Source organism: Mycolicibacterium aurum (assembly GCF_900637195.1).
GTDB lineage: Bacteria > Actinomycetota > Actinomycetes > Mycobacteriales > Mycobacteriaceae > Mycobacterium > Mycobacterium aurum.
Window position 1 is genome coordinate 867710 of the sequence record NZ_LR134356.1, and the last position, 17104, is coordinate 884813.

The following is a 17104-nucleotide window of genomic DNA, read 5'->3' on the forward strand; positions in this document are numbered from 1 at the left end:
CGGGAAGACTATGCGACGCTGCCGGTCGACGACGGAAGGATTGCATGTGAGCACCCCCAAGGGCGGCGCTCGGCTGGGCACCCGGTTCGGGCCCTATGAGCTGCACTCCGTGATCGGGGTCGGGGGGATGGGCGAGGTGTACCGCGCGTACGACACGGCGCGCGAGCGAATGGTGGCGATCAAGCTGCTGCGGCCCGACATGGCTGCTGACCACAGTTTTCAGGAACGGTTCCGACGCGAGTCCCGGGTGGCGGCGCGATTGCAGGAGCCCCACGTCATCCCGGTGCACGACTTCGGCGAGATCGACGGCGTGCTCTACATCGACATGCGGCTGGTGGAAGGCCCGAGCCTCAAGGAGCTGCTGCGCGCCGAGGGCGCGTTGCAGCCTGCGCGGGCGGTGTCGATCCTGGGTCAGGTGGCGTCTGCGCTGGACGCGGCGCACGCCAACGGACTGGTGCACCGCGACATCAAACCGGAGAACGTCCTGCTGACCGCCGAGGACTTCGCGTACCTGGTCGACTTCGGGATCGCCCACGGCGGCGGCGAGGCGTCGGTGACGTCGACCGGATTGGTCGTCGGGTCCAGTGCATACATGGCCCCGGAGCGTTTCAGCGGGGACAAGGGTGGGCCGGCGTCGGACGTGTACTCGCTGGCGTGCCTGCTGTACGAGTCGCTGACGGGCCGGGCGCCGTTCGAGGCGGCCGACATCCGTCAGGTCTGGAGCGCGCACATGTTCTCGCCGCCGCCGCGGCCGAGCATCATGCGGCGCGGGGTCAGCCGCACCTTCGACGACGTGGTCGCGCGCGGCATGGCCAAGGACCCCCGCGACCGGTTCGCCTCGGCAGGGGGGCTGGCGCGTGCAGCTCATGCTGCGGCACAAGGAATCCCGAGCGAGGCGCCGGTGGCACCGGTGGCCCCGCCCCAAGTCCCCGGCCCAGTGGCTCCGCCGCCCCCGGCGCCGCCGTCGACGCGGCAGTTCACCTCGGCGCCCCAGGTTCCGATGGCGCCACCCTCGGTGCGGCCACCTCGCCGGTTCGGGCGCGGCCAGCTGGTGCTGGGGGCGGTGACGGCAGCGATGCTGGCCGTTGCCGTGATCCTGGCGATGGTGCTGGTGTTCAGCGGCGGTGACAGCGGCACCCCACAGTCCAGGTTGACGGCACCGCCGTCCTCGGACGCGTCGTCGTCGGAGGCGCCGACGTCGACGGAGACGTCGACGATCGACGGGGTGTCGGGGACGGATTCCCAAGGCTTCGTGGGTCATACGGCGCGTTGCGCGTCGGGGGACACGCCGGCCGCGCTGATCCGGACGTCGCTGTCGTTGGCGGCCATCTGCGAGACGGGCGATGGCGAGTTCTACTACAAAGGTGAGCGCCTGCGCGACGGCGCAAACCGGGAGATCCGCGGGGCGACACGCTCCGGCGACGGATTCACCGTCACGGGCTCGGACGGGGCGCGATATGACGTGCAGCCGGATCAGCTGACCATTTCCAGTGGGGGCAGCGTGGATTCGGCGGAACCGGCGCTAGAGTACGGCTCGGCCGGCTGACAGGGGGAGGGCGCATGACGACCGCGAACACCGAGACGCCGCTGCCGCGGTCCAGTCCCGCCGAGACGCGGCGCGCGATCTGGAACACGCTGCGCGGATCGTCGGGCAACCTGGTCGAGTGGTACGACGTCTACGTCTACACCGTGTTCGCAACGTATTTCGAGGGCCAGTTCTTCGCGGAGTCGGAGAAGAACTCCACGGTCTACGTGTACGCCATCTTCGCGATCACGTTCGTGATGCGACCGGTGGGGTCGTGGTTCTTCGGTCGGTACGCCGATCGCCGCGGCCGACGGGCGGCGCTGACCTTCAGTGTGTCCCTGATGGCGTTGTGCTCGGCGGTGATTGCGCTGGTGCCGTCGCAGGCCACGATCGGGATCGCGGCGCCGATCATCCTGGTTCTCGCGCGGCTGGTGCAGGGCTTCGCCACGGGCGGGGAGTACGGCACGTCGGCGACGTACATGTCGGAGGCGGCGACGCGGGAGCGACGCGGTTTCTTCTCGTCCTTCCAGTACGTCACGCTGGTGGGCGGGCATGTCCTGGCGCAGTTCACATTGCTGATCCTGCAGTCATTCCTCACCGACGATCAGATGCGAGACTTCGGGTGGCGCATCGCGTTTGCCATCGGCGGCGTGGCGGCGATCGTGGTGTTCTGGCTGCGGCGCACCATGGACGAGTCGCTGTCCGAGGAGGTTATCGAGGCAGCGAGATCGGGTGAGGACAAGGGCGCGGGCTCGATGCGCGAGTTGTTCACCACGTACTGGCGGCCGCTGCTGCTGTGCTTCCTGATCACGATGGGCGGCACGGTCGCGTTCTACACCTACAGCGTCAACGCGCCGACCATAGTCAAGAGCACCTACGACGACGCGATGACGGCGACGTGGATCAACCTGATCGGACTGATCTTCCTGATGCTGCTGCAGCCCGTCGGCGGGATGATCAGCGACAAGGTGGGACGCAAGCCGATGCTGCTGTTCTTCGGGGTGGGCGGGCTGTTCTACACCTACATCTTGATCACGTTCCTGCCCGAAACGCAGTCTCCGCTGGCCTCTTTCGCGCTGGTCGCCGGTGGCTACATCATCCTGACGGGCTACACGTCGATCAACGCACTGGTGAAGTCGGAGCTGTTCCCACAGCGGATCCGGGCGTTGGGTGTCGGTGTCGGCTACGCGCTGGCGAACTCGATCTTCGGTGGCACCGCCCCGTTGATCTACCAGGCAGCTAAGGAACAGGGCCACGTTCCGCTGTTCATCGCGTACGTGACGGTGTGCATCGCGGTGTCGCTGGTGGTTTACATCTTCTGCCTCAAGAACAAGTCCGAGACCTACCTGGATCGCGAGCGGGGCTCCGCATTCCGGGTCTGAACGCGGTGTTCAAGGGCGCGGTCAATCGCGCCACCGGGAGCCGGACCGTGGAATGGCTCGCGCGCGTGGGCTATCCGGTGAGCGGGCTCCTTCATGTGCTGATCGCGTACATCATCGTGCGCATCGCCTTCGGTTTGAGCGGTGAGGCCGATCAGACCGGCGCACTCGCGACGCTGGCCGCGCAGCCCGGCGGACAGGTGTCGCTGTGGGTGGTGGCGTTCGGGCTGTTCGCCCTGGCGATGTGGCGGCTGGCGGAAACGGTGGTGGGACTGCACCCCGGCGAGCACACCGACGCCGATCTGCGTGACACGCCACTGGGCAACCGGCTCAAAGCACTTGGACTGGCCGTGGTCTACCTGGCGCTGGCGTTCGCCGCGGTGCAGTTCGCGCTGGGGGTGGGCCGGCAGGGCAGTGATCGAGCCGAGGGCTTGAGCGCACGACTGATGCAGTCGGGTGGCGGCAAGGTCGTGCTGGTGGGTGTCGGTGTGGCCATCGCAGCCTTCGGCGGCTACTTCGTCTACAAGGGCGCATCGCGGAAGTTCCTGCGGGATCTCACCGTGCCCGGGGGGCTGCTGATCACCGTGCTGGGGGTGTGCGGTCACGTCGCCGAGGGGGTGGTGTTGTTCGCCGCCGGGCTGTTGGTGGTCGGCGCGTCCTTCCTGCAGGATCCGACGCGGGCGACGGGGTTGGACTCCGCGGTCCAGGCGCTGGGGGAGACGCAGTTCGGGCAGACGATTCTGCTGGTGGCTGCAACAGGTTTCGCGGCCTACGGCTTGTACAGCTTTGCGCTCACCCGGTATTCGCGGATGTGACCGACAGCTTCTCGCTGGGGCGCAGTACCGCGGGGATCGTCAGCAGAAGTATCTGCAGATCCAGAGACAGTGACCAGTTCTCGATGTAGAAGTTGTCCCATTCGGCGCGGTCGTCGATGGACGTCTGGCCGCGGAGGCCGTGCACCTGCGCCCAGCCGGTCATGCCGGCTTTGACCCGGTGTCGTTCCCCGTACCGACGGATCTGGGAGTTGAAACGCTCGACGTATTCGGGACGTTCGGGTCGGGGTCCGACGAGGCTCATGTCGCCTTTGATGACGTTGAGAAGTTGCGGGAGTTCATCGAGAGAGCTGCACCGCATGAGCTTGCCGATGGTGGTGCGCCGGTCGGCGCCCTCGACACCGCCGGGGGCCGCGCCGCGGTGCGGGACGAACACATCGTCGACAGACTCGGGCGGGCGCATCGATCGAAACTTCAGGCAGTCGAACACGATTCCGTCACGGCCGATGCGTGGTTGCCGGAAGAAGACCGAGCCGGGAGAGGACAGCTTCACCGCGGCCATGAGGGACACGAACAACGGGGAGATGACAGCCAGGATGGCGGCCGCCGCGACGCGGTCGGCGACGTGCTTGGTGGCGAACTGCCAGCTGGTGGGGTTGGTGTTGGACACCGTCAACACGGGCAGGCCGCCGACGTAGTCCACGCGGGACTGCTTGCCCACGGTGTCGAACATGCGGGGCACGATCCACACCGTCAGCCCGGCAAGTCGTGCGGTTCTGATGGCGGGTATCAGATCCTTGTCGCTGGTCCGGGAGAACCCGACGACGACGGCCTCTGCCCCGGTGCGCCGGATCGCGTCGGCGATGGTCTCCGGTGTTCCGACCGGGGGGATGGGGCAGTCGTCGGTGTCGGTGGCCGTCCACGGTGAATCGGCGTCCACCAGTCCCACCGGGCGAATGCCGTACTGCGGGTTGTCGAGAAACCGCTTCGCGAGGTGGCAGGCGATCTCGCCGTTGCCCATGATCAGCGTCGGCGACTGCAGGAGGTGGCGTCGCCGGAGCGACCGTTTCAGCGACACCGCGGCCACCCTGCCGATAGGCAGCAGGGTGGCGGTGGTGAGCCACACCTTGGCGATGGTGTCGCCCAGGTCGCCGGGGACATCGGCGAGCACCATGCCGGCCAGCAGCAGCATGGCCGCCAGCGCCGCGGTCATCTGGACCGACATGAACTCTTCGATCAGGTTGCCGTGCAGTCTGCGCCGGTAGGTGGACCGGGCGGCGAAGATGATCAGCACCATCGGCGCGTAGCACGCCATCATCCACAGCGGTGGCATTGGGAATCCCTGATGGTGCGCCCAGGTGAGACCGGCGATCGACGCCACGCATGCCATGGACAGATCGGCGGCGAACTTGATCAGCACGCCCAGATTGCCCTGCGGGAGCGCGAGGCGCGAAACGTCGGGAAGTACGCCCGCCAGCGAAGCCGGTGACCATTCGCTCGTGGTGGTGCGTACCGCCATCAGATGCCGCCCCTCTCAACTCGAAGAACTGGACGCCGCAGTTCACGACAGGTCTTCAGTCATGTTTTTGACGGGCGCTTCAAAATCGAATGAGAGGTAACCAGCCACCGGCTCAGCTAAACCCTTCGTCGGGCTAGCAATTGTGACAATTCGGCATCGTCAGTCGAGAAGTGTCGCGCCGCTGGTCCACGTGCGGAGGATGTCGTCGACGCGGATCTGCACGGCCCTCTCGGCGTCGGCGCGCTCGAGGCCCGTCAAGAGCAGACGTTCATAGTCCGTGTCGATGCGGCGGACGGAGTTCGTGACGGCGGCGAGGACGGAACCGGGGTCGGCTGCGTTGCCGCGGTTGCGACGCGCGCGTCCGCGCACTGCGGCGTAGAAGGCGATCGCCTCGGCGCGCAGGGGCGGGCAGCCCGGAAACTGGGCGCGGATGTGGTCGGCGATCACGCGGCGCAGGGCGTCGTCGACGCGGAGGCGTCGCGGCGTCAGGTCGTCGTCCTCCAGACATTGCCGGGCCGCCAGCTCGACGGCGCGCAGTTCGACCAGAATGCCTTGGCGCTCATAGCGCCTCCTCGGGGTGTTCATGCGGTAGACGACGCCGGTGACTCCGCTCGCCTTGGCGGTGCGTCGGGTGAGGTTGGCATCGCCGGACGGCAGGAACACCAGGTGGCCCAGCCCGGTGCAGTCGAGGCAGATGCCGCCGGCCTTGACGCGGAGCAGTGGATCGGTGGGTTCGCCGCCGCAGGCGTTGCACTCCCAGGTGCGCTCGGCCGCCAGAATATTGGGCTGGGCGCACCGCGGTGGCGGTGGCTTCGGCGCGGGGTGCTCGTCCCGCGCCCACCGGGTCCGGAAGCGACGCTCGTCCTCGACGCGGCCGCCGGCGGTGAAGTGCAGTCCGGCGTAGTCGGTTTCCCACGGCTTCAGGCCATGCCGGCGAGCCCAGCTCTGCAACGCGGTGAGAGCGTCGGCGGTCTCGGTCTCGTCCACGCGCAGACACCGGTCGAGCGAGGTGACCAGGCCGCCCAGCCACGCATGGACTCTCGACTCAAGCAGCCAGTTCAGCCCGATCAGGAGTTCGACGGGCGTGACGAACTGCTGATCGGCCAGGTTGGCCTCAGCAATGCGTGTGACGGCGTCATCCAGATCTGTCATGGCGACGCCGAGGGTAGTGGCGCCCGCCGACATGCGGAGCCGCCGTCGCCGCTGCCCGACGCCGGGACGACTTTCTGGTGTGCCCGGCTATGAGCGACACATTCGGCGCTTCGTTAGTCAGGCTTCACGGACACCGACAATGTCGCTCATAGCCGGGCATTTCCAACACTCACCCCGGCGGCTCAGACCCCGACGCTGGTCCGCGCCACGGGCCACGGCTGCGGCCGGGGTCGCATCCGTACGTGCTGCGGCCACCAGAACCAGCGGCCCAGCAGTGCGGCGATCGACGGCGTCATGAACGACCGCACCACGAAGGTGTCGAACAGCAGGCCCAACCCGATGGTGGTGCCCACCTGCCCGATGACGATCATGTCGCTGACGGTCATCGAGATCATCGTGAACGCGAACACCATGCCGGCGGCGGTCACGACCGACCCAGTGCCTGCCATGGAGCGGATGATGCCGGTGTGCAGGCCGGCCCCGAGTTCTTCTTTCATCCGGGAGACCAGCAGCAGGTTGTAGTCGGCGCCGACGGCCAGCAGCACGATCACCGACATCGGTAACACCATCCAGTGCAACGGGATTCCGACGATGTGCTGCCACAGCAGCACCGACAGGCCGAACGAGGTGCCCAGGCTCAGCACCACCGTTCCGACGATCACCGCCGACGCCACGATGGCGCGGGTCAGGATCACCATGATGATGAAGATCAGGATCAGCGCGGCGGTCGCGACGATCAGCAGGTCGTAGTCGGCGCCGTGCTGCATGTCCTTGTACAGCGCCGCGCTACCACCGAGGTAGATGGTCGAGCCCGCCAGCGGGGTGCCCTTGACGGCGTCCTCGGCGGCGACCTTGAGCGCGTCGATGCGGGCGGTGCCCTCCTCGGTCAACGGATCACCCTGGTGAATGATGGTGAACCGCACGGCATGTCCGTCCGGGGACAGGAACAGCTTGATGCCACGCTGGAACTCGGCGGTCTCGAACGCCTCCGGTGGCAGGTAGAAGGAGTCGTCGTTCTGGGCGGTGTCGAACGCCTCGCCCATCGCGGTGGCGTTGTCCTGCAACGCCATCGTCTGATCCTGCTGCGCCTTCTGGATCTGATACTGCGTCAGCATGATCTCCTTCTGGTTCCGCATGGTCTGGATCATCGGATCCATCAGCGTCACCATCTGCGGCATCAGCGCGGCCATCTGCTCGAAATCGGGGATCATCGCGGCGAAGTCGTCGGACATCGAGCCGATACCGTCGAGGCTCTCGAAGATCGACCGCATCGCCCAGCACACCGGGATGTCGAAACAGTGCGGCTCCCAGTAGAAGTAGTTGCGGATCGGGCGGAAGAAGTCGTCGAAGTTGGCCAGGTCGTCGCGCACGTCGGCGATGGTGGCGCTGGTGTTCTTCATCGACGTGACCATGCGGTTGGTGATCGCCGACATCTCCTGGGTCAGCGACTTCATCTTGGTCATCGAATCGATGGTGACCTGCATGTCGTTGGCCTGCTTGAGGGTGTTGTCCAACATCTTCTGCATGTAGTCGTTGTTCATGATCTGGCCGGTGCTGTTGGCGCTCAACGTGTAGGGGATGGTCGAGTGCTCGATCGGTTTGCCCTCGGGCCGGGTGATGGTCTGCACCTCGGCGATGCCGCGCACGTCCACCAGCGCCTTGGCGATCTTGTCGATCACCAGGAAGTCCGCCGGGTTGCGCAGGTCGTGGTCGCTTTGCACCATCAGCAGGTCGGGGTTCATGGTGGCCGACGAGAAGTGCCGGTCCGACGCGGCGTAGCCGATGTTGGCCGGGACGTCGTCGGGTAGATACACCCGGTCGTCGTAGATGGTGTGGTAGCCGGGCAGCGCCAGCAGACCCACCAGGCACGCCACCACGCAGGCGACCAGGATCGCACCGGGCCAGCGCACGGTGGCCGCGCCGACGCGGCGCCAGCCCCGCGAGCGGGCCATGCGTTTGGGTTCGAGCACCTTGCCGAAGCGGGTGACGACGGAGATGACAGCCGGACCCAGCGTCAACGCGGCGGCGACCACGAACGTCATGCCGACCGCCAGCGGCAGGCCCATCGTCTGGAAGTAGGGCAGCCGGGTGAAGTGCAGGCACGCCGTGGCTCCGGCGATCGTCAAGCCGGACGCCAGGATGACGTGGGCGGTTCCGTGGAACATGGTGTAGTAGGCCGACTCCCGGTCCTCGCCGTTGCGCCGCGCCTCCTGATAGCGGCCCACCAGGAAGATGCCGTAGTCGGTGGCCGCGGCGATCGCCAGCGTGACGACCATGTTGGTCGCGAACGTGGTGAGCCCGAACACCCCGTGGTAGCCGAGGAACGACACGATGCCGCGCGCACCCATGAGCCCGAGGAACATCATGCCGGTGACCACCATCGTGGTGACCGCCGATCGGTAGACGAACAGCAGCATCACGACAATCACGGCGAAGGTGACCATCTCGATGGTCCGCATGCTGGCGTCGCCGACGGCGTTCTGGTCGGTGGTGGTGGCCGCCGGTCCGGTGACGTAGGCCTGCACGCCGTCGGGTGCGGGGGTGTCGGCGACCAGGGTGCGCACAGCTTCCACCGACTCGTTGGCCAGCGTCTCGCCCTGGTCGCCGGCGATGTACACCTGCACGTAGGCGGCCTTGTTGTCGTTGCTCTGCGCACCGGCCGCGGTCAGCGAGTCGCTCCAGAAGTCCTGCACGTGCTGGACGTGGCGCGTGTCGGCGCGCAGCCCGGCCACGATCGTGTCGTAGTAATCGTGGGCGGAGGCACCCAGCGGTTCCTGGCCCTCCAGCACGATCATCACCGAGCTGCTGGTGTCGAACTCCTCGAAGACCTTGCCGACCTCTTTGGTGGCGATCATCGCGGGCGCGCTGTTGGGGCTCATCGGGGACGAGCGTTCCTTGCCGACCACTTCCAGTTGCGGCACAACGACATTGAGGGCGACGATCAGCGCGATCCAGGCCAGGATGATCGGCACGGCCAGCGTGCGCAGCATCCGCGGCAGCCAGGGCCGGTGCGCCGGACCCGTCTGGCTCGGCAGTCGGTCGGTGACGGAATGGGCGCTCATGCTGACTTCACCACGCAAAAGGTTTGGGCGTTGACGCCGGTGGCGGTGTGTTCTTCCTTGACCTCGCCGTCGACGATGACCCGGCAGGTGATGGCGTCGCCGTCACTCTGGGCCAGGATGTTCGCGCTGACGGCGGGAACGGTGGTGCTCAACGTCAGCGACCACGGCAGCGGCGCCGACTCGACGCGCTGCGGGATGCCGTCGAGGTCGACGTAGTTGATCAGGCCGGTGCTACCGGACCCGGACACCTCGTAGGTGACGACTTTGGGGTTGAACGAGTCGGCCTTGGCGGCTCCGGTCGGGGTCACCAGCACGGGGTTGGCGCCGAAGACGTCGCGCAACTGGTTGACCGTCAGGCCACCCGCGACGACGGCGACGACGACGAGGACGGGCAACCACAGTCGCTGGACGAGCTTGGTCACGTTGCGAGGCCCTTTCACCCAAAGGTGACCCCCGGGTTCTGGAGGGCACCGATCGTCGCCTAGGCAACCTAACCAAAAAAGTGGATAGGTGCAATCCAAGTGGACAAAAGTAATCTACTTCAGCAGTCGGTCCGTACACTCGGCGGCGTGAGTGGTGGTGAATCGGGGGCGTCGAGTCTGCGGAAGGATGCTGAACGCAATCGGCGGCGGATCATCGAAGCGGCCCGCGAGCTGTGCGCCACCCGTGGGCTGGAGGCCACGCTGAACGAGGTTGCCCACCACGCGAACCTGGGCGTCGGCACGGTGTATCGGCGCTTCCCGACCAAGGACCTGCTGTTCGAGGCCATCTTCCAGGACGGCATGGACCAACTGGTGGAGATCGCCGACGCGGCGTTGGAGATGGAGGATTCCTGGGAGGCCTTCGCGTCCTTGGTGTGGCAGCTGTGTGAGCTGACGGCCACGGATCGCGGCCTGCGCGAGGCGGCCTTCAGCAAGGCCTACTGCGGGAGTTCGGTGGATGCCGGCCGCACCCGGCTCGACCCGCGGGTGGCGGTGCTGGTGGAGCGGGCGCAGCGCGACGGTCATCTGCGGCCGGAGGTGTCGTCGACGGATATGCCGCTGTTCGCGCTGATGGCCGGTGCGGTGAGCGAGTATGCCGGCGAGGTGTCGTCGGACCTCTGGCGTCGCTACGTCGGGGTGTTGTTGCAGGGCATGCGATGTCAGCCGGGCCAGGAGCCGCTGGAGGTGTCGGCGCTCGATCACGACGAGCTGGAGGCTGCGATGTCGACGTGGCAGCCCACCGCGGCCACGGAATCCGGGCAGTCGTCGTAGTCGGTGGGCTGGCGGCGCGTCGAGCGTGGGCCCTATGCACGGTTTCGGCGGGCGGGTTCAAGGGATGGATGCAACACCCTTTGATTGAGGAGTGTTGCGATGGGGTCCCATGCGATTCAGCCGGCGACGGTGAAAGCGTTCTGGGCGCAGATTGGGTTGGGGCTCAATCCGGCTGAGGCTGCCTTCGCCGTCGGTGTGTCGCTGGGGGCGGCACGGAAGTGGCTGACCGACGCTGGTGGTGTGAAACAACGTGTGTACGAGGTGAAGATAGAGGGGCCCAAGCCCCGACTGACCCTCGAAGAGCGCATCCAAATTCAGGTCGGTGTGGGCCGTGATGAGTCACTGCGCTCGATCGGAGCGCGACTCGGGCGTGCGGCGTCGACGATCAAGCGTGAACTCGACAATAACGTCGAGAACCGCTACGACGGACGCAAGTCGGGTTACCGCCGCAAGAAGGCTTTCGGTGCGCGCCAGAGCGGTAGCACCTCGACGGTGCGCTATGACGCATTGGCTGGTGAGCGGTCGGCGGCGAGGCGGGCGCGACGCCCCAAGCGAGGAAAGCTCGCCGCCAATGACACCTTGCGCGACGAGGTGCAGACTCGGTTGAAGCTGCGTCATAGTCCGCGCCAGATCGCGCGCCGGTTGCGCAGCGACTTCCCCGACGATCTGGAGATGTGGGTGTCACACGAGGCCATCTACCAGTCCATCTACGTCCAAGGGCGCGGATCGCTGCGCCGTGAGCTGCACCAGTGCTTGCGGACCAAGCGGGCCATTCGCCGGCCTCGGCGCCAGCCCGAGACCCGCCGCGGTCGGATCCCGGGCATGGTTAACATCAGCGAACGCCCGGCCGAGGTCGCCGACCGTGCAGTGCCCGGGCACTGGGAGGGTGACCTGATCATCGGCAGCACCACATCCGGATCTGCGATCGGCACCTTGGTCGAGCGCGCCACCCGGTTCGTCATGCTGCTTCATCTGCCCGACAACCACGGTGCGGTCGCAGTCCAAGACGCCATCGTGGAGAAGATGACCGAGCTGCCAGAGCACCTACGGCGTTCTCTGACCTGGGATCAGGGCAAGGAAATGGCCAACCACATCGCCATCGCCGCCGCAGCCGATCTCGACATCTACTTCTGCGATCCGCACTCACCCTGGCAGCGTGGCACCAACGAGAACACCAATGGGCTACTGCGTCAGTACTTTCCGAAGGGGACCGACCTCTCGCTGCACGGTCCCGGCATCCTTGACAACGTCGCCGCCGAACTCAACGGCCGACCCCGCCAGACACTGAACTGGAGAACACCCGCCGAAGCCCTCAACGAACTACTCTCAAAACCGCCAGCTGTTGCATCCACCCCTTGAACCCGCCGCGCGAATTGCGTGCATAACCCCCACGTTCGGCGGCTAAGGACCCGCCGTCAGCGCTGCACCGGCACCCACGCCCCCAGGCGCGCACTCTCGGCGATCGCCTCGCCGACGATGATCTGCTCGAAGCCGTCGTTGAACGTCGGATAATCGGGCTGCTCCGCCGGTCTGCCCACCTCGATGTCGGCGTAGACCGCGCGGAACAACGCCTTGAACGCATCGGGGTAGCCCTGCGCGTGGCCGGCCGGGTAGTCGCCGGCCGAGCGCAGCTGAATCCGGTTGGGCGCGTCGCGATATCCGATCCACAGCTGCTCGGGACTCTCCAAGTCCCACGCCAGCGACGCTGCAGCACCGCTGACCTCGAAGGCCAGGTGGTTCTTCCGTCCGGGCGATACCTGCGAGAGCGTGAGCACGCCGCGGGCCCCGCCGTCGAAGCGCAGCAGGATCCCGGCCATGTCCTCCGTCGTCACGTCCACCGGCTCGGTGTCGCCGGTCGACACAGCGAACGTCTCCACCGAACCGGTCGGGCGTTGCCGCGTCGGCAGCACCGTCGTCAGGTCGGCCATCACCGACTCGATCCGCTGACCGGTCACGAAGCTCACGAGATCCAGCCAGTGCGAACCGATGTCGCCGACCACCCGCAGCGGTCCGCCGGCGGCGGGGTCCAGCCGCCAGTTCCAGTCGGTGTCCTTCGACAGCCAGTCCTGCAGGTAGGTCCCGGTGACGAGGCGGACCGCGCCCACCGATCCCGCCTCGACGCGCAGTGCGGCGTCCTGGCACAGCGGGTAGAAGCGGTTGATGAAGCAGACGGCGTTGACCAGCCCGCGTTCTGTTGCGGCAGCGCACAGTTGGTGTGCCTCGGCGGGGGTGAGCGCCAGCGGCTTCTCGCACACCACGTGCTTGCCGGCCTGCAGCGCCGCCAGTGCCTGCTCGAAGTGCACGTGGTTGGGCGTGCAGATGTGGACGACGTCGACGCGGTCGTCGGCGAGCATCTCGTCAAAGCCGGGGTAGGTGGGCGCGAAGTCCACCTCCCGGTCGGAGGAGGATCCGACGACGCCGCGGACCTGAACCCTGATGCGGGCCAACGCTTCCGCGTGGGTGCGGGCCATGAACCCGGTGCCGACGATGGCTGCTCTCATGACCGGAACAGGAACCTTTCCACTTTGCCCAGGCGCAGCACGACCGCGAACGCCAACGCCACCACGGCGATGAAGAACGCCGACACCGCGCCCAGCGCGGGCGAGATCGCGCCACGCAGACCCGAGTACACGAACACCGGCAGGGTCTGGTTGTCGATGGTGGTCAGCACCTGGCTGACCACGAAGTCGGTGATGCTCAGCACGAACACGACCAGTGCGCCCGTCACGATGCCGGGGGCCAGCAGGGGGAGGCGCACGAACAGGAACTGTTCCACAGGATCGGCGCCCAGGGTGGCGGCTGCGGGAACCAGGTTGGGATCGGTGTCCTCGACCGCGGCCAAGACCGTCCACAGCATGAACGGAAAACACGTCACCGCGACGGCCACCGCGACCGCGGTCAGGCTGCCCCGGACGCCGAGCTGCCCGTACAGGTCGAAGTAGGCGAACGCGGTGACGATCGTCGGCGACGACAGCCCCAGCGACAGCAGCACCGTGAACAGCGTTCGGCTGTACCGGCCGACGGTGGGTAGGGCCAGCGCGGCCGGCACTCCGCACACCACGTTCACCACCACGCTGATGCCGGCGACGTAGAGGCTGTTGCCCAGCGCCGTCCATACGGCGGCGTTGGTGAACATCTCGCTGTACCAGTGAGTGGTAAAGCCCTGCGGCGGGAACGTCATGACCTCGCCCGCCGACAGCGACGCGATCACCACCAGCACGGTGGGTGCCAGCAGCGGGATCAGTGCGCAGCCGGTGACGACGGTGGCCAGCCGGACGCGCTTCACCGTCGTCTCCTGGCGCGCCCGAGCACGAGGATCACCGCGGTGCCGAGGCTGACGATGAGCAGCAGCGCGATACCGATGGCCGCGCCCTGGGCCGGGTTGCCGAGGCCGAGGTAGCGGTCCTGCAGGAAGTTGGACACGAAGTTGTTCAGGCCCCGGCCGAGGATGGCGGGGTCGGCGAACGCGGCCATGGTGAGCGCGAAGCAGGCGGCGAAGGCGGCGACGATCCCGACGCGCAGCTGGGGCAGCGTGATCCGCAGGAACACGGTGTGCGGTTTGGCGCCGAGAGTGGCTGCGGCAGCGCTGAGTTCAGGATTGATGCGCAGCACGGCGGGCAGCAGCACGATGACGGCCGCGGGCAGCAGGATCTGCACGATGCCGATCCCGATGCCCCACAGGCCGCCCACCAGTCGCAGACCGGTCAGCCATTCGAGTGGGCCGCCGGGCCCGATGGTCACGAGCAGGCCGAACGTGCGGGTGATGTCACCGGTCAGCAGCGGCACGAACACGCCGATGAGCAGCGCCAGCCGCAGCCAGCGTCGTCGCACCCGGGTCAGCGTCAGCGCGTAGGGGATCGCGATCGCGACGGCCACCAGCGGCGCCAGCACGGCCATCGTCAGCGACCGGGTCAGCACGGTGTGGAACTGGGGGTCGGCGGCCAGGTCGGTGTACTGGGTCAGCGACAGGTCGCCCTGCACGGCCAGGAAGCTGTCGTAGGAGTGCAGGCTGCTCCACAGCAGCACCCCGAGCCCAGCGACCAGCGACGCGGCCAGCAGCAGCCCGGGCACCAGGGCCACGACCCGGCTCAGCCGGGTCGGCACCACCGCGCCGAACGCGCCGCGGACGGTGATAAGCGCATCGACGAGCCGCCACAGCGGGGAGCGCGCGTCGGACGGGAGTTCCTGCCAGCGGTCGGACACCGCGCGGGAATGCATGGGTCAGGCCTGCGTGACGATCGGGACGTCGGCGGCGTTCCACGCGACGACGACGGGGTCGCCGACGTCGTGCGGGGCGGCGTTGCGGCCGGCGGGGATGTGTACGGCCGCGGTGGGCCCGCAGTCCAGGCGCACCTGATAGAACGTGCCCTGGCCGTCGAAGGAGGAGAACAGCACCTCGCCGGGCAGGCCGTTGTCGTAGCAGTGCCGTGAGTCGGCGGCGACCAGACGCAGGCGTTCGGGGCGCATGACGGCGGTGGCCTTGCCGAGCGGCACCGCGGGCCCGACGGCGACGGTGACGGTGGGGCAGCGCAGCGTGCCCGCGGTGGTGATGTCGCCTTCGAGCAGCAGCGGATCGCCGAGGAAGCCGGCGACGAACGTCGTAGCGGGGTTGGCGTAGAGGTCGGTGCCGGGCCCGCACTGCACGATGCGGCCGGCGTCCATGACGGCGATGCGGTCGCTGACCATCAGCGCCTCGCGCTGGTCGTGGGTGACGTTGACGATGGTGACGCCGAGCTCGCGGTGGATGCGGGTGAGCTCCAGCTGCATGGACTCACGCAGCCGCCGGTCGAGGGCGGACAGCGGTTCGTCGAGCAGCAGGATCCGCGGCTCGTACACCAGGGCGCGGGCCAGGGCGACGCGCTGGCTCTGCCCGCCGGACAGCTCGCTGACGGCGCGGTGCTGCAGGTCGGGTAGCTGCACCAGGTCCAGCGCCTCGGTGACCCGGCGGGCGATCTCCTTGCGGCCGACCCGGCGCATCCGCAGCGGGAAGGCGACGTTGTCGCCGACCGACAGGTGCGGGAACAGCGCCAGCGACTGGAACACGACGCCGAGTTCGCGGGTGTGGGCCGGGCGGCCGGCCATGCTGCGTCCGCCGATCACCACGTCGCCGCTGTCGGCGTCGAGGAGGCCGGCGATGATGCGCAGCAGGGTCGACTTGCCCGACCCGGACGGGCCCAGCAGGGTGAAGAACTCGCCGTCGCCGATCTCGACCGAGACGTCGTCGAGCACGGTGAGATGGCCGTACGTCTTACCGACGTGGTCCACCCGGATGGCGGCGGTCATCTGTGGAAACCTAGCGACCGATCGCGGCGTCGAAGGCCTTCTGCCACGCTTCGTCATTCTTCGCCATCAGCGGCACCGGCGCCACGATCGCCTTGACGGCTTCCAGGTCCTCGGCGGTCCGCGGGAACACGGCCTTGTTGTCGGACATGTAAGCGGGCACGGTGGCGTCGGGGTTGACCGGAATCAGGCCCAGCTTCTCGGCGACGGTCGACTGCACGTCCGGGTCCAGCAGGTAGTTCGCGAAAACCTGGGCGTAGTAGGCGTTCTCGTCGGGGATGCCTTTGTGGATGTAGTAGGCGTCGCCGACGACGTAGATGCCTTCGGCCGGTGCGACGAGCGCGACGGGCGCGCCGGCGTTCTGGGCCTGGATGCCGGAGCCGGTGTTGCTGATGGCGACCTTGACCGAGCCGTTGGTCAGCGCGGTGACGACGTCGGCGTTGGAGCCGAGTTGGGCCAAATTGGGCCGCAGTTCGGAGATCTTGGCCCAGACGGGGTCCATGCCGGCGGGCGGGTTCTCGGCGGGGTCGACGCCCATCGACTGGGCGAAGCCGAACGCGGTGGACGAGTAGATGGTGTCGACGGCCAGGCTTTCGCGCAGTTCGGGCTTGAACAGGTCGTCCCACGTCTTCAGCGTCGCCGGGTCCACCAGATCGGTGCGCACGATGAACGGCACGGTCAGCGTGTAGGGGTTGACGTAGTTCCAGGGGCCGTCGGTGTGGTCGGGCGGGGCGGCGGTCTCGGCGGTCACCTTCTCCAGGTTGGGCACGAGCTCGGGGTTGAGCGGAATGGTCCATCCGCGTGCGGCATTGGTGTAGGCGCGCTGCTGGGCGTTGAAGCTGGCGTCGGCGCTGGGGCGCTGGTTGGCCGAGATCTCCTGGTTCAGCTTGGTGTAGCTGACGGCTTCGTCGGTGGTGTCCCAGACGATCGGGATGCCGGTGGCTTCGGTGAATTTCGCGGCGGCGGTGTCGGCGTAGACCTTCTCCTGGTCGCCGCTCCAGATGCGGATGACGAGGCGGTCGGGTTTGGTGGCGGGTTCGGCTGTACTGCCGGTGGTTTCGCTGGCGGTGGTGTCCTCGGAGCTGCTGCAGGCGGTAAAGCCGGTCATCGCAACGAGACTGACCGCTGCGACGGCGATGACGGATCTGATTCTCATGGCTG

The 17104-nt window shown here is 67.5% G+C and carries 14 protein-coding genes; 5 read left to right on the plus strand and 9 right to left on the minus strand.

The features are described from left to right. Positions 1 to 46: 46 nt before the first annotated feature. The 3 genes from EL337_RS04225 to EL337_RS04235 are packed head-to-tail and all read left to right on the plus strand — an operon-like array spanning position 47 to position 3719. Positions 47 to 1546, plus strand: a complete 1500-nt coding sequence (locus tag EL337_RS04225) for a serine/threonine-protein kinase (RefSeq protein WP_048632166.1) — start codon at positions 47 to 49, stop codon at positions 1544 to 1546. Between the two features lie 14 nt (positions 1547 to 1560). After that, positions 1561 to 2907, plus strand: coding sequence for an MFS transporter (locus EL337_RS04230; protein WP_048632165.1), 1347 nt, complete (start codon positions 1561 to 1563; stop codon positions 2905 to 2907). A gap of 47 nt (positions 2908 to 2954) precedes the next feature. After that, positions 2955 to 3719, plus strand: coding sequence for a DUF1206 domain-containing protein (locus tag EL337_RS04235; protein WP_370737146.1), 765 nt, complete (start codon positions 2955 to 2957; stop codon positions 3717 to 3719). On the opposite strand, the gene EL337_RS04240 is transcribed toward EL337_RS04235, so the two are convergent. From EL337_RS04240 to EL337_RS04255, 4 genes are all read right to left on the minus strand, one after another. Continuing rightward, on the minus strand, positions 3697 to 5196 hold the full coding sequence (locus EL337_RS04240) for a sugar transferase (RefSeq protein ID WP_053086831.1): 1500 nt from the start codon (positions 5194 to 5196) through the stop codon (positions 3697 to 3699). The genes EL337_RS04235 and EL337_RS04240 overlap by 23 nt on opposite strands. Positions 5197 to 5355: 159 nt before the next feature. Then, the gene (locus EL337_RS04245; protein WP_048632385.1) at positions 5356 to 6348 is read right to left on the minus strand and encodes a DUF2293 domain-containing protein; all 993 of its coding nucleotides are present in this window, start codon (positions 6346 to 6348) and stop codon (positions 5356 to 5358) included. Between the two features lie 182 nt (positions 6349 to 6530). After that, the gene (locus EL337_RS04250) at positions 6531 to 9410 is read right to left on the minus strand and encodes an MMPL/RND family transporter (protein WP_048632164.1); all 2880 of its coding nucleotides are present in this window, start codon (positions 9408 to 9410) and stop codon (positions 6531 to 6533) included. Then, complete coding sequence (locus tag EL337_RS04255) at positions 9407 to 9832, minus strand: MmpS family transport accessory protein (protein ID WP_048632163.1); 426 nt, start codon at positions 9830 to 9832, stop codon at positions 9407 to 9409. The genes EL337_RS04250 and EL337_RS04255 overlap by 4 nt, the downstream gene beginning before the upstream one ends. A 147-nt stretch (positions 9833 to 9979) precedes the next feature. Here EL337_RS04255 and EL337_RS04260 point away from each other — a divergent pair, with 147 nt between their 5' ends. Continuing rightward, a complete protein-coding gene (locus EL337_RS04260; RefSeq protein ID WP_048632162.1) occupies positions 9980 to 10663 on the plus strand; it encodes a TetR/AcrR family transcriptional regulator in 684 nt (227 codons plus the stop codon). A 99-nt stretch (positions 10664 to 10762) separates the two neighbouring features. Further along, positions 10763 to 12022, plus strand: coding sequence for an IS30 family transposase (locus EL337_RS04265; RefSeq protein WP_235666611.1), 1260 nt, complete (start codon positions 10763 to 10765; stop codon positions 12020 to 12022). Between the two features lie 56 nt (positions 12023 to 12078). Here the strand turns inward: EL337_RS04265 and EL337_RS04270 are convergent, their stop codons facing one another. The 5 genes from EL337_RS04270 to EL337_RS04290 are packed head-to-tail and all read right to left on the minus strand — an operon-like array spanning position 12079 to position 17099. Continuing rightward, on the minus strand, positions 12079 to 13164 hold the full coding sequence (locus EL337_RS04270; RefSeq protein ID WP_048634043.1) for a Gfo/Idh/MocA family protein: 1086 nt from the start codon (positions 13162 to 13164) through the stop codon (positions 12079 to 12081). Then, complete coding sequence (locus EL337_RS04275) at positions 13161 to 13949, minus strand: ABC transporter permease (protein ID WP_048634044.1); 789 nt, start codon at positions 13947 to 13949, stop codon at positions 13161 to 13163. Before EL337_RS04275 ends, EL337_RS04270 begins: the two co-directional genes overlap by 4 nt. Further along, on the minus strand, positions 13946 to 14881 hold the full coding sequence (locus tag EL337_RS04280; RefSeq protein ID WP_048634045.1) for an ABC transporter permease: 936 nt from the start codon (positions 14879 to 14881) through the stop codon (positions 13946 to 13948). Before EL337_RS04280 ends, EL337_RS04275 begins: the two co-directional genes overlap by 4 nt. A 3-nt stretch (positions 14882 to 14884) precedes the next feature. Next, positions 14885 to 15946, minus strand: coding sequence for an ABC transporter ATP-binding protein (locus EL337_RS04285; protein ID WP_053086852.1), 1062 nt, complete (start codon positions 15944 to 15946; stop codon positions 14885 to 14887). Positions 15947 to 15956: 10 nt separating this feature from the next. Further along, a complete protein-coding gene (locus EL337_RS04290; RefSeq protein WP_083443185.1) occupies positions 15957 to 17099 on the minus strand; it encodes an ABC transporter substrate-binding protein in 1143 nt (380 codons plus the stop codon). Positions 17100 to 17104 lie beyond the last annotated feature (5 nt).